The organism is Caballeronia sp. SL1002 (assembly GCF_057814995.1).
Genome location: NZ_JBYMUW010000002.1, coordinates 2,717,897 through 2,738,099, shown reverse-complemented (window position 1 = coordinate 2,738,099; position 20,203 = coordinate 2,717,897). Strand labels below are relative to the sequence as shown.

Annotated in this window: 20 protein-coding genes; 5 read left to right on the top strand and 15 right to left on the bottom strand. The window is 62.3% G+C overall.

The window, feature by feature from the left end; translation table 11 throughout:
• Positions 1–20: 20 nt before the first annotated feature.
• On the top strand, positions 21–860 hold the full coding sequence (locus AC3D25_RS15145; RefSeq protein ID WP_488889181.1) for a PPK2 family polyphosphate kinase: 840 nt from the start codon (positions 21–23) through the stop codon (positions 858–860).
• A gap of 22 nt (positions 861–882) precedes the next feature.
• A complete protein-coding gene (locus AC3D25_RS15140) occupies positions 883–1,656 on the top strand; it encodes an exodeoxyribonuclease III (protein WP_488889180.1) in 774 nt (257 codons plus the stop codon).
• A 19-nt stretch (positions 1,657–1,675) separates the two neighbouring features.
• Here AC3D25_RS15140 and AC3D25_RS15135 read toward each other — a convergent pair whose 3' ends face one another.
• From AC3D25_RS15135 to argB, 6 genes are all read right to left on the bottom strand, one after another.
• On the bottom strand, positions 1,676–2,632 hold the full coding sequence (locus AC3D25_RS15135) for a M48 family metallopeptidase (RefSeq protein ID WP_488889179.1): 957 nt from the start codon (positions 2,630–2,632) through the stop codon (positions 1,676–1,678).
• Positions 2,629–3,915, bottom strand: a complete 1,287-nt coding sequence (locus AC3D25_RS15130; protein ID WP_488889178.1) for an AmpG family muropeptide MFS transporter — start codon at positions 3,913–3,915, stop codon at positions 2,629–2,631. Before AC3D25_RS15130 ends, AC3D25_RS15135 begins: the two co-directional genes overlap by 4 nt.
• Positions 3,916–3,968: 53 nt before the next feature.
• Positions 3,969–4,577 (bottom strand): methionine biosynthesis protein MetW, encoded by a 609-nt coding sequence (metW, locus tag AC3D25_RS15125; protein WP_488889177.1) that lies wholly within the window; start codon positions 4,575–4,577, stop codon positions 3,969–3,971.
• The gene (gene metX, locus AC3D25_RS15120; RefSeq protein ID WP_488889176.1) at positions 4,574–5,719 is read right to left on the bottom strand and encodes a homoserine O-succinyltransferase MetX; all 1,146 of its coding nucleotides are present in this window, start codon (positions 5,717–5,719) and stop codon (positions 4,574–4,576) included. The genes metW and metX overlap by 4 nt, the downstream gene beginning before the upstream one ends.
• Before the next feature lie 220 nt (positions 5,720–5,939).
• The gene (locus tag AC3D25_RS15115; protein ID WP_488889175.1) at positions 5,940–6,677 is read right to left on the bottom strand and encodes a pyrimidine 5'-nucleotidase; all 738 of its coding nucleotides are present in this window, start codon (positions 6,675–6,677) and stop codon (positions 5,940–5,942) included.
• 62 nt (positions 6,678–6,739) lie between these two features.
• Entirely contained in the window at positions 6,740–7,639 is a 900-nt protein-coding gene (gene argB, locus AC3D25_RS15110; RefSeq protein ID WP_488889174.1) for an acetylglutamate kinase, read from the bottom strand.
• Positions 7,640–7,792: 153 nt separating this feature from the next.
• Between argB and AC3D25_RS15105 the strand changes: the two genes are divergently transcribed.
• Positions 7,793–8,008, top strand: a complete 216-nt coding sequence (locus AC3D25_RS15105) for a cysteine-rich CWC family protein (protein ID WP_488889173.1) — start codon at positions 7,793–7,795, stop codon at positions 8,006–8,008.
• Between the two features lie 37 nt (positions 8,009–8,045).
• Here AC3D25_RS15105 and AC3D25_RS15100 read toward each other — a convergent pair whose 3' ends face one another.
• On the bottom strand, positions 8,046–9,743 hold the full coding sequence (locus AC3D25_RS15100) for a tetratricopeptide repeat protein (protein WP_488889172.1): 1,698 nt from the start codon (positions 9,741–9,743) through the stop codon (positions 8,046–8,048).
• Positions 9,744–9,962: 219 nt separating this feature from the next.
• Between AC3D25_RS15100 and AC3D25_RS15095 the strand changes: the two genes are divergently transcribed.
• Positions 9,963–11,276: an ATP-binding protein gene (locus tag AC3D25_RS15095; RefSeq protein ID WP_488889171.1), complete on the top strand. Its 1,314-nt coding sequence runs from the start codon at positions 9,963–9,965 to the stop codon at positions 11,274–11,276.
• The gene (locus tag AC3D25_RS15090; protein ID WP_488889170.1) at positions 11,273–11,815 is read left to right on the top strand and encodes a response regulator transcription factor; all 543 of its coding nucleotides are present in this window, start codon (positions 11,273–11,275) and stop codon (positions 11,813–11,815) included. The genes AC3D25_RS15095 and AC3D25_RS15090 overlap by 4 nt, the downstream gene beginning before the upstream one ends.
• A 52-nt stretch (positions 11,816–11,867) precedes the next feature.
• Here the strand turns inward: AC3D25_RS15090 and hslU are convergent, their stop codons facing one another.
• From hslU to dapF, 8 genes are all read right to left on the bottom strand, one after another.
• On the bottom strand, positions 11,868–13,208 hold the full coding sequence (gene hslU, locus AC3D25_RS15085; protein WP_488889169.1) for an ATP-dependent protease ATPase subunit HslU: 1,341 nt from the start codon (positions 13,206–13,208) through the stop codon (positions 11,868–11,870).
• Between the two features lie 29 nt (positions 13,209–13,237).
• Positions 13,238–13,774 carry an ATP-dependent protease subunit HslV gene (gene hslV / locus AC3D25_RS15080; RefSeq protein ID WP_488889168.1) on the bottom strand — a complete coding sequence of 179 codons (537 nt, stop codon included), beginning with the start codon at positions 13,772–13,774 and terminating at the stop codon, positions 13,238–13,240.
• A gap of 298 nt (positions 13,775–14,072) precedes the next feature.
• Positions 14,073–14,492: an RNA polymerase-binding protein DksA gene (dksA, locus tag AC3D25_RS15075; protein WP_488889167.1), complete on the bottom strand. Its 420-nt coding sequence runs from the start codon at positions 14,490–14,492 to the stop codon at positions 14,073–14,075.
• Positions 14,493–15,079: 587 nt separating this feature from the next.
• A complete protein-coding gene (locus tag AC3D25_RS15070; RefSeq protein ID WP_488889166.1) occupies positions 15,080–16,156 on the bottom strand; it encodes a CobW family GTP-binding protein in 1,077 nt (358 codons plus the stop codon).
• A gap of 130 nt (positions 16,157–16,286) precedes the next feature.
• Complete coding sequence (locus AC3D25_RS15065; protein ID WP_488889165.1) at positions 16,287–17,489, bottom strand: class I SAM-dependent rRNA methyltransferase; 1,203 nt, start codon at positions 17,487–17,489, stop codon at positions 16,287–16,289.
• A 52-nt stretch (positions 17,490–17,541) separates the two neighbouring features.
• Positions 17,542–18,429 carry a tyrosine recombinase XerC gene (gene xerC, locus AC3D25_RS15060; RefSeq protein WP_488889708.1) on the bottom strand — a complete coding sequence of 296 codons (888 nt, stop codon included), beginning with the start codon at positions 18,427–18,429 and terminating at the stop codon, positions 17,542–17,544.
• 44 nt (positions 18,430–18,473) lie between these two features.
• Positions 18,474–19,193, bottom strand: a complete 720-nt coding sequence (locus AC3D25_RS15055; protein ID WP_488889164.1) for a DUF484 family protein — start codon at positions 19,191–19,193, stop codon at positions 18,474–18,476.
• 71 nt (positions 19,194–19,264) lie between these two features.
• Positions 19,265–20,131, bottom strand: a complete 867-nt coding sequence (gene dapF / locus AC3D25_RS15050) for a diaminopimelate epimerase (RefSeq protein WP_488889163.1) — start codon at positions 20,129–20,131, stop codon at positions 19,265–19,267.
• Between the last annotated feature and the right edge of the window lie 72 nt (positions 20,132–20,203).

Sequence of the window (20,203 nt, the reverse complement as noted above, 5' to 3'; positions counted from 1 at the left end):
TTTTTATTTGGGAGCGGGGCATGGCGAAGAAGCTTGAGCTGGACAGTCTGCGCGTACCGTTTTTCGATGGCGGCAAGAAGCTGAAATCGTTCGACCTGAGTTCGATCGACCCGAGCGACAAGCCGTTGTCGGCGGGATCGAAGGACGAGGACAAGGAACGTCTCGCTGCAATCGGCGTCCAGCTCGACGACCTTCAGGAGCGGCTCCACGCACAGCGTTTCCAGCGCGTGTTGCTCGTGCTTCAGGGCATGGACACGAGCGGCAAGGACGGCACGATCCGCGCCGTGTTTAGCCAGGTCGATCCGCTTGGGCTGCGGATCGTGCCGTTCAAGGCGCCGACCACGCAGGAACTCGCGCACGATTTCCTGTGGCGAATTCATTCGCAGGCGCCGATGGCAGGCGAATTCACCATTTTCAACCGAAGCCAGTACGAAGACGTGCTGGTGCCGCGCGTGCTGAAACAAATTGACGACGACGAATGCGAGCGGCGTTATCGGCATATCCGCGAATTCGAAGCGTTAATGGCCGACAGCGGCACGGCGATTATCAAATGTTTTCTGCATATTTCGAAGGACGAGCAGCGCACGCGCTTGCAGTCGCGTATCGACGATCCGAACAAGCACTGGAAATTTGATCCATCCGATCTCGAAGCGCGGAAGCAATGGGACGATTATCAGAAGGCGTATGAAGTGGCGCTTGGCGCGACCTCGACGGACTATGCGCCGTGGTATGTGATTCCCGCCGATTCGAAATCGCATCGCAACGTGGTGGTCGCGGAACTCGTATTGCGCCTGCTTAACGGCATGAAGCTGGAATACCCGCCCGCGAAGGAGTCGCTGAAAGGGCTGAAAGTCGAATAACGCATTATTAAAGGACAGATTTATGTTTCGTGTGATTACCGCCAATTTGAACGGCATCCGTTCCGCCGCTAAAAAGGGTTTTTTCGACTGGTTCGGCGAGCAGGATGCGGATGTCGTTTGCGTGCAGGAAATCAAATGCTCGCAGGATGACTTGACACCCGAGTTTCTCGCGCCGCACGGCTTCCAGGGCTATTTCCAGCACGCGGTAAAGAAAGGCTACAGCGGCGCGGGACTTTACACGCGGCACGAACCGGACGAAGTGATTATCGGTTTCGGCAGCGAGGAGTTCGATCCGGAAGGGCGTTATGTCGAAGCGCGATTCGGCAAGCTTTCGGTCATTTCGGTTTATGTGCCTTCCGGTTCGAGCGGTGAAGAACGTCAGCAGGCCAAATACCGTTTCATGGCCGAATTCATGCCGCATCTCGAAGCGCTTGCGGCGGAACGTGAAGTGATCGTGTGCGGCGACGTGAATATCGTCCACAAGGAAATCGATATCAAGAACTGGAAGAGCAACCAGAAGAATTCAGGTTGTCTGCCCAAAGAGCGCGCGTGGCTCACGCAACTATTCGACGAGAAGGGCTATGTGGACGTGTTCCGCACGATCGATACCCGTCCCGAGCAATATACGTGGTGGAGTAATCGCGGACAGGCGTATGCGAAGAATGTCGGGTGGCGGATCGATTATCAGATCGCAACCGGTGAAATAGCGGCGACGGCTAAAGCGACCTCGGTTTATCGCGAGATTAAATTCAGCGACCACGCGCCCCTTATCGTCGATTACGACTGGAAGGCTTAACGCGCTAATTAAGCCGCGCTTAACGCTCGCGCCGGTTCTTCTGGAACCGGCCCATGCCCGCGTAATTCGGCAATTGATCGACCGTTTTGCCGATGGCCTTCGCGTACAGCGGCATCATGTCGGGCAGCCGCTTCATCAGATCCTGCTGCCGGTCCGTTCCGTACGGATGCATCCAGATAAAGCCGTTGTCCGCGCGGCGCGTCGCGCCGTCGATCTTGTTCCACAGCGTCACGGCGGCGCGCGGATCGTAGCCCGCGCGCGATGCGATCTCGCTGCCGATCACGTCGGCTTCAGTTTCGTCGGCGGGCGAATATTTCATCGCGAGCAGTTGTTCGCCGACGCCGAGCGGCGTCGAGCCGATATCAGCGAGTCCGAATAGCTGCGGCATCGTTCCCGCGCTCAGTTGCGCCGCCTGCTGACGGCCGAGTCGGTCGCGCGCGTGCTCACGTAGCGCGTGGGCGATCTCATGGCCGATCATCATGCCGAGTTCGTTATCGTTCAGCCGCAACTTATCGATCAGCCCGCTATAAATCACGATCTTGCCGCCCGGCAGGCAATACATGCGGATTTCGTTCGAGCGCACGACGTTGATCGCCCACTTCCAGTTCTTCGCGCGGTCGTTCCACTTCAGCGCGAACGGAATTTCTTTATTCGCGATATCGCGCGCGCGTTTCACGAGCGGGTTGTCGTCGCCGAGCAATTGCTTCGCGTGGTCGGCTTCGCGCAGGATCTGCGCGTATTCGTCCGCGGCCTGTTGTTCGAGTGTCGCCGATGGAATCAGGTTGCGGAATATCGCCGCGTTGCCGTAACGGATCTGGCCGCTCGGCGCGGTGTACGGCGGCGGGACGCGCTGCGCTTCAGCCGTGGCCGCTGATGTGGCAGCCGAAGTCTCCGCGGGTTGCGCGAACGACACGCCGCACAGGGCCGAAAGCGCGAGCGCGCAAGCGGCCGTGCGGATCGAAAGAGGCACCTTCATGTGCGAACTCTCCAGGGCGCTATCTTCGGCAAAAGTAACATGCCTGGAATCGACAGCACCGTGCAGATCATGAAGTATTCGAACCATCCCGTTTGCGCGACGATAAATCCGCTCGACGCCGACGCCAGCGTGCGCGGTACCGACGCGAGGCTCGTGAAAAGCGCGAACTGCGTGGCGGTGTAACGCGGGTCGGTCGTGCTCGCGATATACGCGGTGAACGCGGCCATCGTCAGCCCGGTCGCGAAGGTTTCGAAGCCGTAGAGGGAGGCGAGCGCGAGCGGCGACGGCCCGATCTTCGCGAGCCACGCAAAGCCAAGCGTCGAGACGATCTGCAACAAGCCAAACATCCACAAGCCGCGCGAAATGCCGATCTTCACCAGCCACACGCCGCCGATAATCCCGCCCGCGAGACTCGCCCAGAACGCCACGGTCTTCGCGATCACGCCGATCTGCGTCTTGTTGAAGCCGATATCGAGGAAGAACGACGTCGAGAGCGTGGTCGCCATCGTATCGCCGAGTTTGTAGAGAAAGATGAAGCCGAGAATCAGCAACGCCGTGCGCCAGCCGTCGCGCGCGATGAACTCGCGGAACGGCTGAACGATCGCGTCGCGCAGGTTCTTCGGCGGCGTGCCGTGAACCTCGGGCTCCTTCACCACGAGCGTCATGATCATGCCGGGCACCATGAACGCCGCCGTCACGATAAACACCGTGGACCACGGCAGATGATCGGCCAGGATCAGCGCGAGCGAGCCGGGAATCAGCGCCGCGATCTTGTACGCGTTCACGTGAACCGCGTTGCCGAGACCTTGTTCGGTGTCGGCGAGCAGTTCGCGCCGATACGCGTCGATGGCAATGTCCTGGCTCGCGCCGAAGAACGCCACGAGCGCGGTGAGCGCGGCGACCGTCCAGATTTCCTTGCCCGGCGACGTGAAGCCAAGCGCGCCGATCGCGACCGCCACCAGTATTTGCGTGACGATCATCCAGCCTCGACGTCGGCCCGGACGCCAGCCGGGCAGGCGCGGCACGTAACGGTCCATGAGCGGCGCCCACACAAATTTCCACGTATAGGGAAACTGGATCAGCGCGAACAGGCCGATTTCCTTCAGATTGACGCCTTCGGTGCGCAGCCACGCCTGCACCAGATAGACGAGCGTGAAGAGCGGCAATCCCGATGTGAAGCCGAGAAAGACGCAGATCAGCATTCGCGCGTTGAGAAACGCGCGCCAGCCGGGGTGATCTTCGTGAGCGGTTAGAGCGGGCGCCTCGGGTGGCGTGTTGGGCATATCGATGGAGGCAATGCGGTTGTCGATGCGCGAAGAGGCCGGGCGGTGATCGCTCAGCTGCGCTTCACGCGATAGACCGCAAGACTACCACGCCAGTTCGCGCCCCAACGGACGACCTGCCCGCCATGCAGCACCACGCGATCCAGAATTTCGATCCCCACTTCGGGCGCGAGCGCCTCGAAATCCGTGATGGTCAGCACGCGCACGTTCGGCGTGTTGTGCCACTGATAAGGCAGCGATTTCGAGACCGGCATGCGCCCTTGAAGCACGGAAAGCCGATGCGCCCAGTAGCCGAAATTCGGGAACGAGACGATACATTCGCGCCCCACGCGCACGGTTTCGCGCAGGATCGCGGCGGTCTGGTGAATGGTTTGCAGCGTCTGCGAAAGGATCGCGAAGTCGAAGCTGTCGTCCTCGAAAAGGCGCAGGCCGTCTTCCAGATTCTGCTGGATCACGTTCACGCCTTTTTGCGCGCACGCGAGCACACCGGCGTCGTTGATTTCGATGCCGTAGCCGCTCACGTCGAGTTCCTCGCCGAGCAGCGAGAGCAGCGAGCCGTCGCCGCAACCGAGATCCAGCACGGTCGCGCGCGGTTCCACCCAGCGGGCGATCGCGCGGAAATCCGAGCGCAGCGCGAGGTAATCAAGCGTTTTCTGGTTCATGCGCCCACCTCGGCGGCAATACGTTCGTAATAGGCGCGCATCAGGTTGTGATAGCGCGCGTCGTCGAGCAGGAAAGCGTCGTGGCCGTGCGGCGCGTCGATTTCCGCATAACTCACCGGGCGTTTGTGATCGAGCAGCGCCTTCACCAGTTCGCGCGAACGCGCGGGCGCGAAACGCCAGTCGGTCGAGAAACTGGCGATCAGATATTTCGCCGTGGTCTGTGCGAGCGCTTTGGTGAGATCGCCGTCGAAGGCTTTCGCGGGATCGAAATAGTCGAGCGCGCGCGTGATCAGCAGATAGGTGTTCGCGTCGAAATATTCCGCGAATTTGTCGGCCTGATAGCGCAAATACGATTCCACTTCGAATTCGACGTCGAAATTGAAGTTGTAAGCGTCGAGCGCGCCTTCCGCGCGGCGCAGCGCGCGGCCGAACTTGACCGCCATGTCGTCGTCCGACAGATACGTGATGTGGCCGATCATCCGCGCGATGCGCAAGCCGCGGCGCGGTTTCACGCCGTGCGCGTAGTAATCGCCGCCGTGGAAGTCGGGGTCGGAGAGAATGGCCGAGCGCGCGGTTTCGTTGAACGCGATGTTCTGCGCCGAGAGCTTCGGCGTGGACGCGATTACGATGCAATGGCCGACGCGTTCCGGATACATCAGGCTCCACGCGAGCGCCTGCATGCCGCCGAGGCTGCCGCCCATGACCGCCGCGAAGCGCTCGATACCGAATTTATCGGCGACGCGCGCCTGCGCGTGCACCCAGTCTTCGACCGTGACCACCGGAAAACTCGCGCCGTAAGGCTTGCCCGTCGAGGGATCGAGGCTCATCGGCCCGGTCGAGCCGAAACACGAGCCGAGATTGTTCACGCCGATCACGAAAAAACGGTTGGTGTCCAGCGGCTTGCCGGGGCCGACCATGTTGTCCCACCAGCCGACGTTTCTGGGGTCGTCGGCGTAGACGCCCGCCACGTGATGCGACGCGTTGAGCGCATGGCAGACGAGCACGGCGTTCGAGCGCGCGGCGTTCAGTTCGCCATACGTTTCGACGACGAGATCGTAATTCCCGAGCAGGCTGCCGTTTTGCATACGGAGCGGCTCGGTGAAATGCAGGTTCTGGGGCGTGACGATACCGATTGATTCCATTCATTCCGCCTTGTAACTGAAGGCGGCTAAACGGGTGTCGGCGAGGCGCGAAAAGGGGCGAAGCGCGGGGCAGACGACCTCTTTAGCCGCATTTATAGTGAACCCCGCGAAGGGTTCGCGCGCCCGCAATCGAGTCCACAAATCGGCGCGTTCAAGCAAGTTAGCTGCGAAGTATATCGGAAAATTCGCAAAAGCAACGCCTCGGACGAGGCGCAAAACCTTAGGGCGCGGCCTGCAGCCGAAGCTGGTTCAGCGAGCGGACGCGCTGGTCCACGTAGTGCGGGCGGCCTGCGCCGGGACGTCTCGCCGACACCGCGCCGGACGCGTTGCGCACATGCGGCAGATGCCCGACGATCCACACCGTTCGAATGCCGAGCCGTTTGTAGCGCTTCAAATGCCCGTGCGAATCCTCGACCAGAACCGCGTCCTTCAGTGCGACATGTGCGCGGCGCATCGCGCGGCGCAGCATGACAGCGTCGGGTTTCGCGCGCCACGCGCGGCGGTCGCGCATATCCTCGATCGCGATCACGCGCTCGAACAGCCGCGCGATACCCAGTTCGGCGATCACGGCGTTCGCGTAAATCGTCGGCGCGTTGGTCAGCACGATCTTGCGTCCGGGCAGCGCGCGCAGCATCCGCGCGAGACCGCGTTCGGCGCGCACCATCGACGGCAGGTCGCTGAACGTATGGACCGCGCGCAGAAAATCGGCGGCGTCGATTTGATGATGCCGCACGAGTCCGAGCAGCGTCGCGCCGTAGCGCTGCGTGTAGCCGACGCGCAGCCGGTTCGCTTCGTCGAGATCGACGCCGAGTGTATCGATGATGTACTGCGTCATGCCTTGGTTGATTGCCGGGAAAATGGCGTGCGAAGCGTGATGCAGCGTGTTGTCGAGATCGAACAGCCAGACCGGTCCGTGTTGCTTGACCGGCCGGCGGCGTCTGGCGCGAGAGGAATTCATGGTGTCGTGCCGGCGCAGCGAGTGCCGCGCCGGACTTGAAGATGACGCGTGGCGCGCCGCGCTCAATGCGAGCGGATCATCGTGCCGAACGGCTGTTCGGTCAGGATTTCGAGCAGCACCGAATGTTCGATCCGCCCGTCGATAATGTGCACCGAGCGCACGCCGCTCTTCGCCGCATCGAGCGCCGACGAGATTTTCGGCAACATGCCGCCCGAAATCGTGCCGTCCGCGAACAAGGCGTCGATCTCGCGCGCCGACAGATCGGTCAGCAGGTTGCCTTCCTTGTCCATCACGCCGGGGATGTTGGTCATCATCACGAGCTTTTCGGCGTTCAGCACGACCGCCAGTTTGCCCGCCACGAGATCGGCGTTGATGTTGTACGAGAGACCGTCCTCGCCGAAACCGATCGGCGAAATGACCGGGATGAACGCGTCGTCCTGCAGCGCTTTCACGACCGCCGGATTGATGGCCTCGACCTCGCCGACCTGGCCGATATCGATGAACTCGCCCGGGTTATCGCGATCCGGCATTTGCAGCTTGCGCGCGTGGATCAGGCCGCCGTCCTTGCCCGTCAAGCCGACCGCCTGGCCGCCGAAATGATTGATGAGCGTGACGATGTCTTGCTGCACTTCGCCGCCCAGCACCCATTCGACGACTTCCATCGTCTCTTCGTCGGTGACGCGCATGCCTTGAATGAACGTGCCTTGCTTGCCGATCTTCTTGAGCGCCTGATCGATCTGTGGACCGCCGCCGTGGACGATCACCGGATTGATGCCGACCAGCTTCAGCAAAATGACGTCGCGCGCGAAACCTTGTTTCAGGCGCTCTTCGGTCATGGCGTTGCCGCCGTACTTGATCACGATCGTTTTGCCGTGATACTGGCGAATATAGGGCAGCGCCTCGGCCAGAATTTCGGCTTTCAGGGTTGGCGCGATCTGCGTAAGGTCGGGAAGCACGGACATGGCGGCAAATGAGGCGAAGAGCTGTTTAAACACGCGGAATTGTACAGGAGTGACGCGGCGCGGCAGCGGCGTTTTCCTTGGGCGTCGGACTGTTTTGCCGGTCGATTCGGCCGACCTGCGATGATCGTCGGTAATTTTTATGACGGCGGCGTGATGAACACTGAGATGGATCGCGAACGCGATGCCTGCGCGCAACGATGCGCGCATTGCGGCGCGGCGTTCGAATGCGGAACGCTCGCGGGCGCGGCGACGTGCTGGTGCATGGCAACGCCGATGGTGCCGGCGGCGCGGATCGATCCGAACGGCGGTTGCTTGTGTCCGCGATGCCTCGCGCGGCTCGCCAATGAAACGGGCGCGAAGCCGGCATAGCCTGCTTCGCGCCCGAGCGCCTTACGGAAGATGAGGATTAGGTGACGGCTTTCTTCGACACGCGCCGTTTAGGCGCACTGGCTTTGGGCTGACCGGCCTTCGGTTCGCCGCTACTCGCGTGCTTGGCGGCAAGGGCGCGCAAATCGGCCGAAACTTGCGCCATGACCGGATCCCACTGACCAAAATGCTTCTGCCGATACAGCGTCGCGCTCGGATACCACGGGCTGTCGGCGCGCTCCAGTTGCCACATCCAGTGCGGATTCACGTCGAGCAGCACCCACGTCGGTTTGCCGAGTGCGGCGGCCAGATGCGCGATGCTCGTGCAGACCGTCACCACGAGATCGAGCGATTCGATAAAGGCAGCAGTGTCGTCGAACGTTGCGAACTCGGCGGTGTGATCGGCGATATCCACGCCTTGCGCCCGCGCGGCCGCGACGTCTTCCTCGGCGCCTTTTTGCAGTGAAAAGAGCGCGACGTTATCGAGTGATCCAAGCGCCTTCGCCAGCCTGTCGATCCCGATCGCGCGGAACGCATTGCGCTGATGCGTCGCGCTGCCGGTCCAGACGACCCCGACGCGCAAGTGCTTGTCGGCAGGCGAGCGCCAGGCGTTGGCGCGTTCGGGGTCGGCTGCGAGATAGCCGCGTTGCGCGGGGATCGATGATTCGTCGATGGCGAAGAAGCGCGGCAGGCTCTGAAGCGGAAAATGAAAGTCGAAGAGAGGAAGCGCGGCGTCGTGGGCATAGCATGCGACGTTTTTCGGAGCCGTGCGCGCGAGCAGCGGATGCAGCGCGTTGAACACGGCCCAAACGAGCTTGCCGCCCGCTGCCTCGACCTGATTAGCGAGCATCGGCGCGAAACGGCAGAACTGCAATGCATCGCCGAAGCCCTGTTCGCCCCACAGCAGCACCGTCTTGCCTTCGAGCGATTCGCCGTTCCAGCGCGGCACGTTGAATTGCGGATGGCTATCAGCGAGCTCCGTCGAACCATCCCAGCGAGCCTCGAAACCTTCCCAGCCGCGTGAATAATTGCGCTGGAGCAAATCGAGGAGCGACAGATTAAACGAGAATCGCGCGGATTCCGGCGCGAGTTGCATGGCGGCGACGGACGCGGCGGTCGCCTCTTCCCAGCGCTGCGCTTCCTTCAGCGCGAGGCTGTAGTTCGATTGCGCGAGACTGTTCGACGGGTCGATCTGAACGGCGCGCTTGCCGGCGGCGAGCGCATGTTCGAGTTCCATGCGGCGCGGATACACGCGCGCCAGATTCGTCCACGCCTCGATGTCGTTAGGATCGGCGGCGACGGCTTCTTCCAGCAAGGGCATGGCTTCGTCCGGCTGACCGGACAGTTCGAGCGCGACGGCGAGGTTGTTGCGCAGCGTCGGCACGGACGGGTCGATGGCGTGCGCGCGACGATAGAACGGAATGGCCTCGGCGTGACGCGCGGCGAGTTGCAGCGCGTAACCGAGATGCCAGAGCGCCAGCGCGTTTTGCGGCTCGCGATCGACCAGTTCGGTAGACATTGCGATCGCCGGGTCCAGCGCGCCGCGGTTGATCAGAAGGTCGATGAGGTCGAGACGCGCGTCTGTCAGCGCGGGGTCGAGCATCAAAGCGGCTTGCAGCCAGACCGCCTGTTCGCCAAGCAATCCGGCGCCGGCCGCCTGCCGCGCGTTGCTCAAATAGGCCGGCAGCGCGCGCGCGATAATGGTGTCGTCAGGAGCGGCGCTCGGTGCGGACTCCATCGCGGACTCGACAGCAGATTCCGATGCGGATTCAACGAGCGGTTCGGCGCGGCTGGTTTTAGGCTTTCGGGACATGGGGATCGAAGGGAAGTCGAGTGCCGGAAGAACTGCCTCGGCGATCGAAAGTTAAAAGGAATGTAACTTTCGATGGTGCGCGATCCCCGCGCACGTAACTACTAGACTATTCCGAATCTGAAACCTAGGCGGGATCTAATCCAGATGCATCGCATAACGAATACCGGGCGCGTCAATCTCGGCCATCTTTTCTGGCTGCGCAGCCTCGCCATCATCGGTCAGTTGGTGACCATCGCCGTTGTGCAGATTTATTACGGCGCGCAGTTGCCGCTCGCCGCGATGCTCACGGTTATCGTGCTCGAAGTGCTGTTCAACGCGCTCACGTGGCTGCGGGTCGCGCGCGCGCAGCCGGAGACGAATCTCGAATTGTTCGGCCAGTTGTGGGTGGATCTCGGCGCGCTTTCGGCGTTGCTGTTCTTGTCCGGCGGCGCGACCAATCCATTCGTGACGCTGTATTTGCCGTCGCTCGCGATCGCCGCCGCCGTGCTGCCGTGGATGCTGACGGTGTGGCTCGCGCTGTTCGCCGTCGCCTGCTACGCGCTCTTGAGCTACAACTACGTGCCGCTGAATATCGAAAATCCTGCCAATCTGTTCGAATATTTCCGCATGGGCCTGTGGATCAACTTCATGGTGAGCGTGGGGTTGATCGGCTGGTTCGTCGCGCGTATGTCGCGGGCGCTGCGGGTGCGCGACGCGGCGCTCGGCGACGCGCACCAGCGCCTTCTGCGCGACGAACGCGCGGTCGCGCTCGGCGTGCAGGCTGCGACCGTTGCGCATGAAATGGGCACGCCGCTATCCACGATCGCCATGCTGAGCGAGGAACTGCGCGATTCGGCGCGCCAGGACGCGAATCTCGCGCCCTATGCCGCCGATTTCGAATTGCTCGAACAGCAGATGACCCTCTGCAAGTCGGCGCTGGCGCGCCTGCGCAGCCGCGCGACCGGCCCGGCGACGCGCCAGCCACTCGCCGAATGGCTCGACTCGTTCATCGAGCAATGGCGGCTGCGGCATCCGCACGTGCGTTTCGAGCAAATCGGCGCGGCGCTGGACGGCGTGTGGATCGGCGATACAGTGGCGGTTGGTCAGATCCTTACGATCCTGCTGGATAATGCTGCACGCGCGAGTCCCGATTCGGTGACGCTCGAAACGTCGGTGCCGCAGCACGCGGCCGACGCGTTCATCCAGTTCGATATTCGCGACAAAGGCCCCGGCATTCCGCCCGCGTTGCGCGGCTCCCTCGGCGCGATGCCGGTGGACAGCACGCAAGGTGGCCACGGCGTCGGCCTTTATCTGGCGTTCTCGGCGGCGTCGCGGCTCGGCGGGTCGATCGACCTGGCTTCCGCTTCGCCACGCGGCACGCGCGCCGTGCTGCGCTTGCCGAACGCGAGCGCGAATACACGATCAGCCAAGACGGAGCGCGGCCAGCCCGCGTCCGCTATCACGGAGAAAAAAGCATGAGCGACACGAACTTTCTGATCATCGACGACGACGAAGTGTTCGCCGGCATTCTCGCTCGCGGACTTTCGCGCCGCGGCTATTCGCCGCATCAGGCGCACAACGCCGAGGAAGCGATCAAGCTCGCGAACGTGCTCAAGTTCGACCAGATCACGGTCGATCTGCATCTCGGCCACGACTCGGGTTTGACGCTCGTCGCGCCGTTGCGCGATTTGCAGCCGGATGCGCGCATTCTGGTACTGACCGGCTACGCGAGTATCGCGACCGCCGTGCAGGCGGTGAAGGATGGCGCGGACAACTATCTCGCGAAGCCCGCGAACGTGGAGACGATCCTCTCGGCGCTGCAGGAAGAAGCCAGCGAGCAGACCGCCGAGGACGCGATCGAGCATCCGGCGCTGCTGTCCGTCGCACGGCTGGAGTGGGAGCACATTCAGCGCGTGCTGGCCGAGAACAGCGGCAACATTTCCGCGACGGCGCGCGCGCTGAACATGCATCGGCGGACTTTGCAGCGGAAGCTGGCGAAGAAGCCGGTGCGTCAGTAAGCCAAAAAGGGCGGCTCGAATGAGCCGCCCTTTTTTCTTTGCGCGCCGCTTTTTACAGCACGTAGCGCGAGAGATCCTCGTCGTCGGCCACTTCGTTCAACGCGCGATCGACATACGCCGCGTCGATTTTCACCGGCTCGCCCGCGTGATTGCCCGCCGCGAACGACACTTCCTCCAGCAGCTTTTCGATCACCGTGTACAACCGGCGCGCGCCGATGTTCTCGGTCTTCTCGTTCACCGAGAACGCGATTTCCGCGAGCCGGCGGATGCCGTCGTCGGCGAAATCCAGTTCGACGTCCTCGGTCGCGAGGAGCGCCTTGTACTGCTTCACGAGGCTCGCGTCGGTCGTGTTCAGAATGGCTTCGAAATCGCCGACCGACAGCGAATCGAGTTCTACGCGGATCGGAAAGCGCCCTTGCAGTTCGGGAATCAGGTCACTCGGTTTAGCGAGATGAAACGCACCGCTCGCGATGAACAGGATGTGATCGGTCTTGATCATCCCGTATTTGGTATTGATCGTGGTGCCTTCCACCAACGGCAACAAATCGCGCTGCACGCCCGCGCGCGAGACTTCGGCCCCGCCGGTTTCACTGCGCGACGCGATCTTGTCGATCTCGTCCAGGAACACGATGCCGTTCTGCTCGACGTTCTGCACGGCGCGCGTCTTGACCTCTTCCTCATTCAGCATCTTGCCGGCTTCTTCGTCGGTGAGCAGTTTAAGCGCTTCCTTCACCTTCACCTTGCGGCGCGTTTTCTTCCCGCCGCCGATATTCGCGAACATCGCGCGGATTTGCTCGGTCATGTCCTCCATGCCCGGCGGCCCCATGATGTCCATGCCGGTCTGCGGCATTTCCACGTCGAGTTCGACTTCCTTGTCGTCGAGCAGGCCTTCGCGCAGACGCTTGCGGAACGTCTGCCGCGTCGTGTTCGTGCTGTCGTCGGCCGGCGCCGTGCTCGTGTCGAAACCGACTGCGCGCCCGGACGGCAGCAAAATGTCCAGAATCCGGTCTTCCGCGCGATCCTCGGCGGTCGTGCGAACCTTTTTCATCTCCGTTTCGCGCGTTTGCTTGATCGAAATTTCGATCAGATCGCGCACGATGCTGTCCACGTCGCGCCCGACATAACCCACTTCGGTGAACTTGGTCGCCTCGATCTTGATGAACGGGGCGTCCGCGAGTTTCGCCAGACGCCGCGCGATTTCGGTCTTGCCGACGCCGGTCGGTCCGATCATCAGGATATTTTTCGGCGTGATTTCCTGACGCAGCGGTTCCGCGACCTGCTGGCGACGCCAGCGGTTGCGCAGCGCGACCGCGACCGCTTTCTTCGCCCGGCCCTGGCCGATGATGTGTTTATCGAGTTCCGAGACGATCTCGGCGGGAGTCATGGTGGTCATCGCTTGGAATCCTTTCGCTCGTTCGTTCATCAACCAATCGTTTCGATGACGCGGTTGTGGTTCGTGTAAATACACATGTCGCCCGCAATCGTCAGCGCTTTTTCGACGATTTCGCGCGGCGAGAGTTCGGTGTTTTCCGCAAGCGCCTGCGCGGCAGCCTGTGCATACGCGCCGCCGGAACCGATCGCGCAGATGCCGTTTTCCGGATCGAGCACGTCGCCGTTACCGGTGATGACGAGCGTGGTGTGTTCGTCGGCGGTGATCAGCATGGCTTCCAGTCGACGCAGCATGCGGTCGGTGCGCCAGTCTTTCGCGAGTTCGACAGCGGCGCGCGTCAGATTGCCCTGATGCTTTTCCAGCTTGGCTTCGAAACGGTCGAGGAGAGAAAACGCGTCGGCCGTGCCGCCCGCGAAGCCGACGAGAACCTTGCCGCCATAGATGCGGCGCACTTTTTTCGCGCCGCCTTTCATCACGATGTTGCCGAGTGTCACCTGACCGTCGCCGCCGAGGGCCACGCGGCCGTCTCGGCGCACGGAGACGATGGTGGTGCCGTGAAACTGTTCCATGTGCGTTCCTTTTAAGACGGGAGGACACGGGGCGGCTTTTGAACCGCCGCGCTGTCGAGAATTCGGTGAGAGCGGCCGACGCCGGATGGCTTATCGCCACGGTCGCTGGGCACGTCAGACGTACTTTAGGGCGGCAGGAAATTTATCAAGGGCGCGCGGCGCGTTGCCCGTCGGGCGTTTTGCGTGCACCAAAACAAAAAGGCACACGGATCAACCGTGTGCCTTTCATCGTGCGACTTTCGCGGCGGCGCGTTTCCCGCTGCGGACGCGGCCGCAGCGCGTGCCGTGCGCGGCGGGTTTAATCGCCGAACAGCTTCTGGCGCAATTCGCGGCGTTCCTGCGCTTCGAGCGACAGCGTGGCGGTCGGACGCGCGATCAGACGCGGAATGCCGATCGGCTCGCCCGTTTCCTCGCACCAGCCGTAATCGCCGGAGTCGATGCGCGCGAGCGATTGCTGCACTTTCTTGAGCAGCTTGCGTTCGCGATCGCGCGTGCGCAGTTCGAGGGCATGTTCTTCCTCGATGGTCGCGCGGTCCGCCGGATCCGGCACGATCACCGTTTCGCGCAGATTTTCAGTCGTCTGCCCGGCATTCTTCAGAATGTCGGCTTGCAACTGCTCAAGCCGGCCTCTGAAGAAAGCGAGCTGATCCTCGTTCATGTAATCCTTCTCGCCCATCTTCAGGATTTCGGCTTCGGTCAAGAGTCGTTTCGTCGTCATCTGCTTGCTTCTTCAATGTGAGGCGATGTCTTTCGCATTACCCGCACTTCTGCGTTGCCCGCAAACAGCGGCTCGGTTCAAATGCTTATCCCGGGCGGCGAACTGTTCTGACGCCGACGGCGTCGATGCGGGGCCGAACTCCTCTGGAAACCGATTTTCGGGTGCTTTTGTCAGCGTCCGCGCTCATTTCCCGGCGCGCTGACGTAAAGCGCCTTATGTCCCGACACACGCCGATTAATTCGTATCATTCATCTCATTAACGGCACGGCCGGCGGGTCCATCCAGTTTTATTGCACCGCGTGACAGGCATTTTGCGAATCTTTTGCGCATCGAGCGGTTATTACGCCTACCCAGCGGGGCTGTATTGTAACTGAATCGCAATTCGGCAAGGCAACCGAGGAAAACCCTGCCGACAATCAGTCGAATCTCAAAAATATAACGCGTGACCGGCGAAAAAGCGATGATTGTTCGTGCGAGCGATCACAGTTTGTCGCATCGCGTCGTTCCCAAAAACAATCGCCGCGCGATAAGCCGCGCGGCGATTGAGTGAAGCATGTTTCGAACGCTCGTGGCGTCAGGCGCGAAGGTCAGGCGAGGCAGGCGTTCAAGCCGTCGGTAATCAGGTCTTGCGGCAGTTCGATACCGATAAACACCATCTTGCTGTTCTTTTTCTCGATCGGCTGCCATTTGGCCGCGAGATCGCTGCCCATCATCTGATGCACGCCCTGAAACACAACCTTGCGATCGACGCCCTTCATATAGAGCACGCCCTTGTAGCGCAGCAGGCGTTCGCCGTAAATCTGCAGAATGCCGCCGAGGAAGTCTTCGAGCCGGTTCGGATCGAACGGGCGGTCGGCGCGGAACACGAACGACTTGATCTTGTCGTCGTGGTGCGCGTGGTGGTGGTGCGCGTGGCCGTGCTCGTGATCGTGATCGTGGCTGTGGTCGTGGCCGCAGGTCGCATGGTCGTGATCGTCGTGGGCATGCGCGTGCTCTTCATGCGCGTGATCGTCTTCGGCCAGGAAATCCGGATCGATTTCGAGCTTCGAATTCAGATTGAAGCCGCGCAGATCGAAGATTTCCTTGATGTCCGCTTCGCCGAAATTCACCACGCGAATGGCCGCGCGCGGATTCATATGCACGAGGCGATGCTTGAGCGCGTCGAGCGCGGCGGCGTCCACCAAGTCCGATTTCGTCACAAAGAGACGATCCGCAAAACCCACCTGACGCTGCACGACTTCGTGTTCGTCCAGTTGCTGATTCGCGTGCTTCGCGTCGACCAGCGTGATGATCGCGTCGAGCAGGAATTCGTCGGCGATGCTGTTGTCCATGAAGAACGTCTGCGCAACCGGGCCCGGATTCGCGAGACCGGTCGTCTCGATGACGACGCGGTCGAAGTTCAGCGTGCCCGCTTTCTTGCGTTCGACGAGATCTTCGAGCGCGCGCGCGAGATCGCCGCGAATCGTGCAGCAGATGCAGCCGTTGCTCATCTGGATAATCTGCTCGTTCGTGTCCTGGACAAGAATCTCGTTGTCGATGTTTTCTTCGCCGAACTCGTTTTCGATCACGGCGATTTTCATGCCGTGCTTCTCATTCAGGATGCGCTTGAGCAGGGTGGTTTTGCCGCTGCCCAGAAAGCCGGTCAGGATGGTAACGGGAATCATGGTGGTCGCCTGTGCTTTGAAGTCTAGGGTTTTCGGCGCGCCGTTTTATGTGGTTTTCGCCGTCGCGCGCGCCAGTCAATCAATTATTGAAACATATTTGCCAGGTGAGCGCTTTTCAACGCCCCTTTGCTTAATCTATCTGTAACAAAAGTCCCTTCAGGTACTCACCTTCTGGGAACGCCGTCAGCAGCGGGTGATCGACGCCCGCGCCGAGCCGCTTGATGATCCGCGCATCGACGCGCGCGTCGGCTGCCGCGCCCGCGACGATTTTTTGAAACAATTCAGCGTCGATCGCGCCCGAGCACGAGTACGTGAAAAGCAGCCCGCCGGGGCGCAGCAGCTTGAATCCGGTGAGGTTGATGTCCTTGTAGGCGCGCGCGGCGCGATCCACGTGTTCGCGCGACGGCGCGAATTTCGGCGGATCGAGCACGATCAGGTCGAAGCGCTCGCCTTCGTCGTGCAAGCGGCGCAGCGTCTTGAACGCGTCGGCGTCGAGCCATTCGGCGCGCTCGGGATCGAAACCGTTCGCCGTCACGTTCTGGCGCGCGAGCGCCAGCGCTTCCCCCGACGAATCGATCGACACCACGCGTTTCGCGCCGCCTTTCAACGCGGCAAGCGAAAAACCGCCCGTGTAGCAGAAGCAGTTGAGCACGTCGCGCCCGACTGCGGCCTGGCTGACCAGCACGCGGTTATCGCGTTGATCGACGTAGAAGCCGGTCTTGTGGCCGTTTTTTACGTCGACGTGATAGCGCACGCCGCATTCGTTCGAAATGAGGGTGTCGGGTGGCGGATCGCCTGCCAGCACGCCGGTGATCTGTTCCAGGCCTTCTTTCTGGCGAATCGAGACGTCCGAGCGCTCGTACACGTTCGGGCAACCGGTCGCGCCGGTGAGCGCGCTGACGATCGCGTCCTTCCACGCTTCGACGCCCGTCGCCATGAACTGGCAGACGAGCTGGCCGCGCTTTGTCTCGTCGTCGGCGATGTAGTAGTCGACGATCAGGCCCGGCAGGCCGTCCGCTTCGCCGAAGATCAGCCGCGTCGCGCCCGTGTCGCGCACCAGTGCCTGACGGTGCGCCAGCGCGCGCTGCACGCGGCGCTTGAAGAACGCGTGATCGATCGGCTCGGCTTCGTCGAAGCTCCAGACACGCGCGCGGATCTGCGAAACCGGGCTGTACGACGCACGCGCCAGAAAGCGGCCGTCGTGCGAACGGACGACGACCGTTGCGCCCGGCGCGGGCTTTCCGTCGACATGTTCGATCGCATTCGCGTAAATCCACGGATGGCGGCGCGCGAGCGATTTTTCCTTCGCCGGTTTGAGCGTGATGGTGTTCATTGAAATCCAGTGGTTGGGCGCCCGTTCAGCATGAGCGGACAACCGAAAAATGTCAGTCTCGCTTCTTGGCGCGCGGATGCGCCTGATCGTAGACCTTGGCGAGATGCTGAAAATCAAGCGACGTGTACACCTGCGTCGCCGTGATGCTCGCGTGGCCGAGCAATTCCTGCACGGCGCGCAGGTCGCCGCTCGACTGCAGCACATGCGTCGCGAACGAATGGCGCAACACGTGCGGATGCACATTCGACGGAATGCCGGCCACGAGCGCAAGGCGCTTCACCCGGTCGCGCACGACATTCGGCGACATCCGGTTGCCGCGCACCGAGAGAAACAGCGCGTGCGGATCGAGCTTAACGAACTGCCCGCGCACCTCGATCCACGCCCGCAATGCCGTCACGGCCTTCGCGCCGACCGGCACCGAACGCCGCCGGTTGCCCTTGCCGAGCACCGTGACTTCCGCGTTCGCCAGATCGAGCCAGCCAGCCGACCGATAGCCGTCGATTTCCGCGTAATGCGCGTCCAGCCCGACGAGTTCCGCGAGCCGCAAGCCCGACGAATAAAACAATTCCAGAATGGCGTGATCGCGCAGTCCTTCGGGCGTGTCGGCTTGCGGCGCCTCCATCAGCGCGTGGGCGTCGTCGACGGAAAGCGCTTTCGGCAGCGTTTTCGCCCGCTTCGGCGCGCGCACGGTCGCGACCGGATTCGCGTGCATCGGGTAACGCTCGGCGTACCAGCGATAAAACGCGCGCCACGCCGACAAGCGGTGCGCGATCGAACGCGCCGACAACCCGCCCGCATGAGCCCGCGACACCGCGCCGCGCATGTCGATGGCCGTCAGCGTGTCGAGCCCGCGGCCGTTTGCCAGCTTCTTCAGTTCGTCGAGTTCATGCGTGTATCCGCGCAGCGTGTGCTCCGACAGCCGCCGCTCGTGTTCGAGCATCGACAGGTAGGCGGCGACGGGATCGGCGGCGTTCACGTGGGCGATTAGTTGGGCAAAAGACGGCTCAGCGCAGCGCTCGCGAGCGAGGCGATCTGCGTGAGGAAGTCGGTCGCCATGCCTTCGTGGAAGCGGCGCGCGTCGGGCGAACCCAACACGAGCAGGCCGAATGCCGGCGCGTCCGGGCCGCCGAACGGATGGCGCAGCGCGAGAAGCACGATGGATTCCGTCGTGTTCGCCGTATCGACGACGCCGTCGGTAGTCGCCGATGCAACCGACACCGCGCTCGCGGACGTCAGCCACTGCGCCGCGTCGAAGCCGGTGTTCGCGCCGCAATAAGGCGCTGAAAGATTGTTCGCGAATAGCCGCAATTCCTCGCCGACATTGCGCGCGAACTCGGCCTGCGTGTACGGCTCGGCGACGTCCCAGACGCGCAGCGCGGCTTGCGGGACGTCGAAAATTTCGCACAATCCAGCCGCGATGGTTTTCGGCAGCGCATGCGGATCACGCTCGGCGATCACGCGATTCGTCCAGCGGCTGAATTTCGCAGCGATGCTGTCGTTCTCGTGACCGTAGCGCAGCAGTTCGGCCAGACGCCGCTCGAGTTGCTTGTTTTTATCGCGGAGCATTTCCATCTGGCGCTCTTGCAGCGATACCGCGGATTTTCCGTGCGGATTCGACAGCCGGATCGCGCCGAGCAGTTCGGCATGCTCCGCGAAAAAATCGGGGTTGGTGACCAGGTAATCGGCGACTTCGCGTTCGTTCATGGTGTCGGGCGGTTTCTGCAGTTCGTGCGGGTTCGGCTACTTGGCGCTCGAAAGAGCGGCGGGTGCTCAGGTCAGTCGGCGAGCGTGATGTCGCCTTCGAATACGGTGGTGGCAGGGCCGGCCATGAATAGCGCCGCGGCGGGGTCGGTCGCGCCGTCCCAGCGGATGGTCAGCTCGCCGCCGTGGGTCGCGACGCGCACCGGGGAATCGAGCAAGCCGCGCCGGATGCCCGCCGCCACCGCCGCGCACGCGCCCGTGCCGCATGCAAGCGTTTCGCCCGCGCCGCGCTCGAAGACCCGCAGTTTCACCGAGCCGCGATTGACGATTTCCATGAAACCGGCGTTCACCTTGTTCGGAAAGCGCGGATGCTTTTCGATTGCCGGGCCTTCCTCCAGCACCGGATAAGCCTCGACATTCGACACGACCTGCACCGCGTGCGGATTGCCCATCGACACCGCGGAAATCCAGCGCGTTTCGCCTTGAACGTCGAGCGGCCAGAGCGTATCCGCACCTTCGACGCGGCCCGCGAGGCCGTTGGCATCGAACGGAACGCGCGCTGGTTCGAACACGGGCGCGCCCATGTCCACGATCACGTCGCCGTTTTCCTGCATGGTCAGCGCGATCACGCCCTGCTGCACCTGCACGCGAACCGTCGTCAAGTCGGTCAGCTTGCGATCGCGGACGAATTTCACGAAGCAGCGCGCGCCATTTCCGCAATGTTCGACTTCGCCGCCATCGCAATTGAAGATGCGGTATTTGAAGTCCACGCCCTCGATTGTCGGCTTTTCGACGAGCAGCAACTGGTCCGCGCCGATGCCGAAGTGCCGGTCGGCTAGCGCGCGCACCTGCGCCGCGCTCAGCGAGAGTGCCTGGGAATAGCCGTCGAGCACCACGAAATCGTTGCCCGCGCCGTGCATCTTGGTGAATTTGAGTTTCATGCCGCTATTGTAAGTGACGCGGGCGACGCGAGCCGCCTGGCCGAAGGGCATAGGCGCATCGGCGGGCGGCGC

Coding starts and splice junctions, on each gene's coding strand:
- AC3D25_RS15145 (WP_488889181.1), top strand. CDS start 21: ATGGCGAAGAAGCTTGAGCTGGACAGTCTGCGCGTACCGTTTTTCGAT.
- AC3D25_RS15140 (WP_488889180.1), top strand. CDS start 883: ATGTTTCGTGTGATTACCGCCAATTTGAACGGCATCCGTTCCGCCGCT.
- AC3D25_RS15135 (WP_488889179.1), bottom strand. CDS start 2,632: ATGAAGGTGCCTCTTTCGATCCGCACGGCCGCTTGCGCGCTCGCGCTT.
- AC3D25_RS15130 (WP_488889178.1), bottom strand. CDS start 3,915: ATGCCCAACACGCCACCCGAGGCGCCCGCTCTAACCGCTCACGAAGAT.
- metW (WP_488889177.1), bottom strand. CDS start 4,577: ATGAACCAGAAAACGCTTGATTACCTCGCGCTGCGCTCGGATTTCCGC.
- metX (WP_488889176.1), bottom strand. CDS start 5,719: ATGGAATCAATCGGTATCGTCACGCCCCAGAACCTGCATTTCACCGAG.
- AC3D25_RS15115 (WP_488889175.1), bottom strand. CDS start 6,677: ATGAATTCCTCTCGCGCCAGACGCCGCCGGCCGGTCAAGCAACACGGA.
- argB (WP_488889174.1), bottom strand. CDS start 7,639: ATGTCCGTGCTTCCCGACCTTACGCAGATCGCGCCAACCCTGAAAGCC.
- AC3D25_RS15105 (WP_488889173.1), top strand. CDS start 7,793: ATGAACACTGAGATGGATCGCGAACGCGATGCCTGCGCGCAACGATGC.
- AC3D25_RS15100 (WP_488889172.1), bottom strand. CDS start 9,743: ATGGAGTCCGCACCGAGCGCCGCTCCTGACGACACCATTATCGCGCGC.
- AC3D25_RS15095 (WP_488889171.1), top strand. CDS start 9,963: ATGCATCGCATAACGAATACCGGGCGCGTCAATCTCGGCCATCTTTTC.
- AC3D25_RS15090 (WP_488889170.1), top strand. CDS start 11,273: ATGAGCGACACGAACTTTCTGATCATCGACGACGACGAAGTGTTCGCC.
- hslU (WP_488889169.1), bottom strand. CDS start 13,208: ATGACCACCATGACTCCCGCCGAGATCGTCTCGGAACTCGATAAACAC.
- hslV (WP_488889168.1), bottom strand. CDS start 13,774: ATGGAACAGTTTCACGGCACCACCATCGTCTCCGTGCGCCGAGACGGC.
- dksA (WP_488889167.1), bottom strand. CDS start 14,492: ATGACGACGAAACGACTCTTGACCGAAGCCGAAATCCTGAAGATGGGC.
- AC3D25_RS15070 (WP_488889166.1), bottom strand. CDS start 16,156: ATGATTCCCGTTACCATCCTGACCGGCTTTCTGGGCAGCGGCAAAACC.
- AC3D25_RS15065 (WP_488889165.1), bottom strand. CDS start 17,489: ATGAACACCATCACGCTCAAACCGGCGAAGGAAAAATCGCTCGCGCGC.
- xerC (WP_488889708.1), bottom strand. CDS start 18,429: ATGCTCGAACACGAGCGGCGGCTGTCGGAGCACACGCTGCGCGGATAC.
- AC3D25_RS15055 (WP_488889164.1), bottom strand. CDS start 19,193: ATGAACGAACGCGAAGTCGCCGATTACCTGGTCACCAACCCCGATTTT.
- dapF (WP_488889163.1), bottom strand. CDS start 20,131: ATGAAACTCAAATTCACCAAGATGCACGGCGCGGGCAACGATTTCGTG.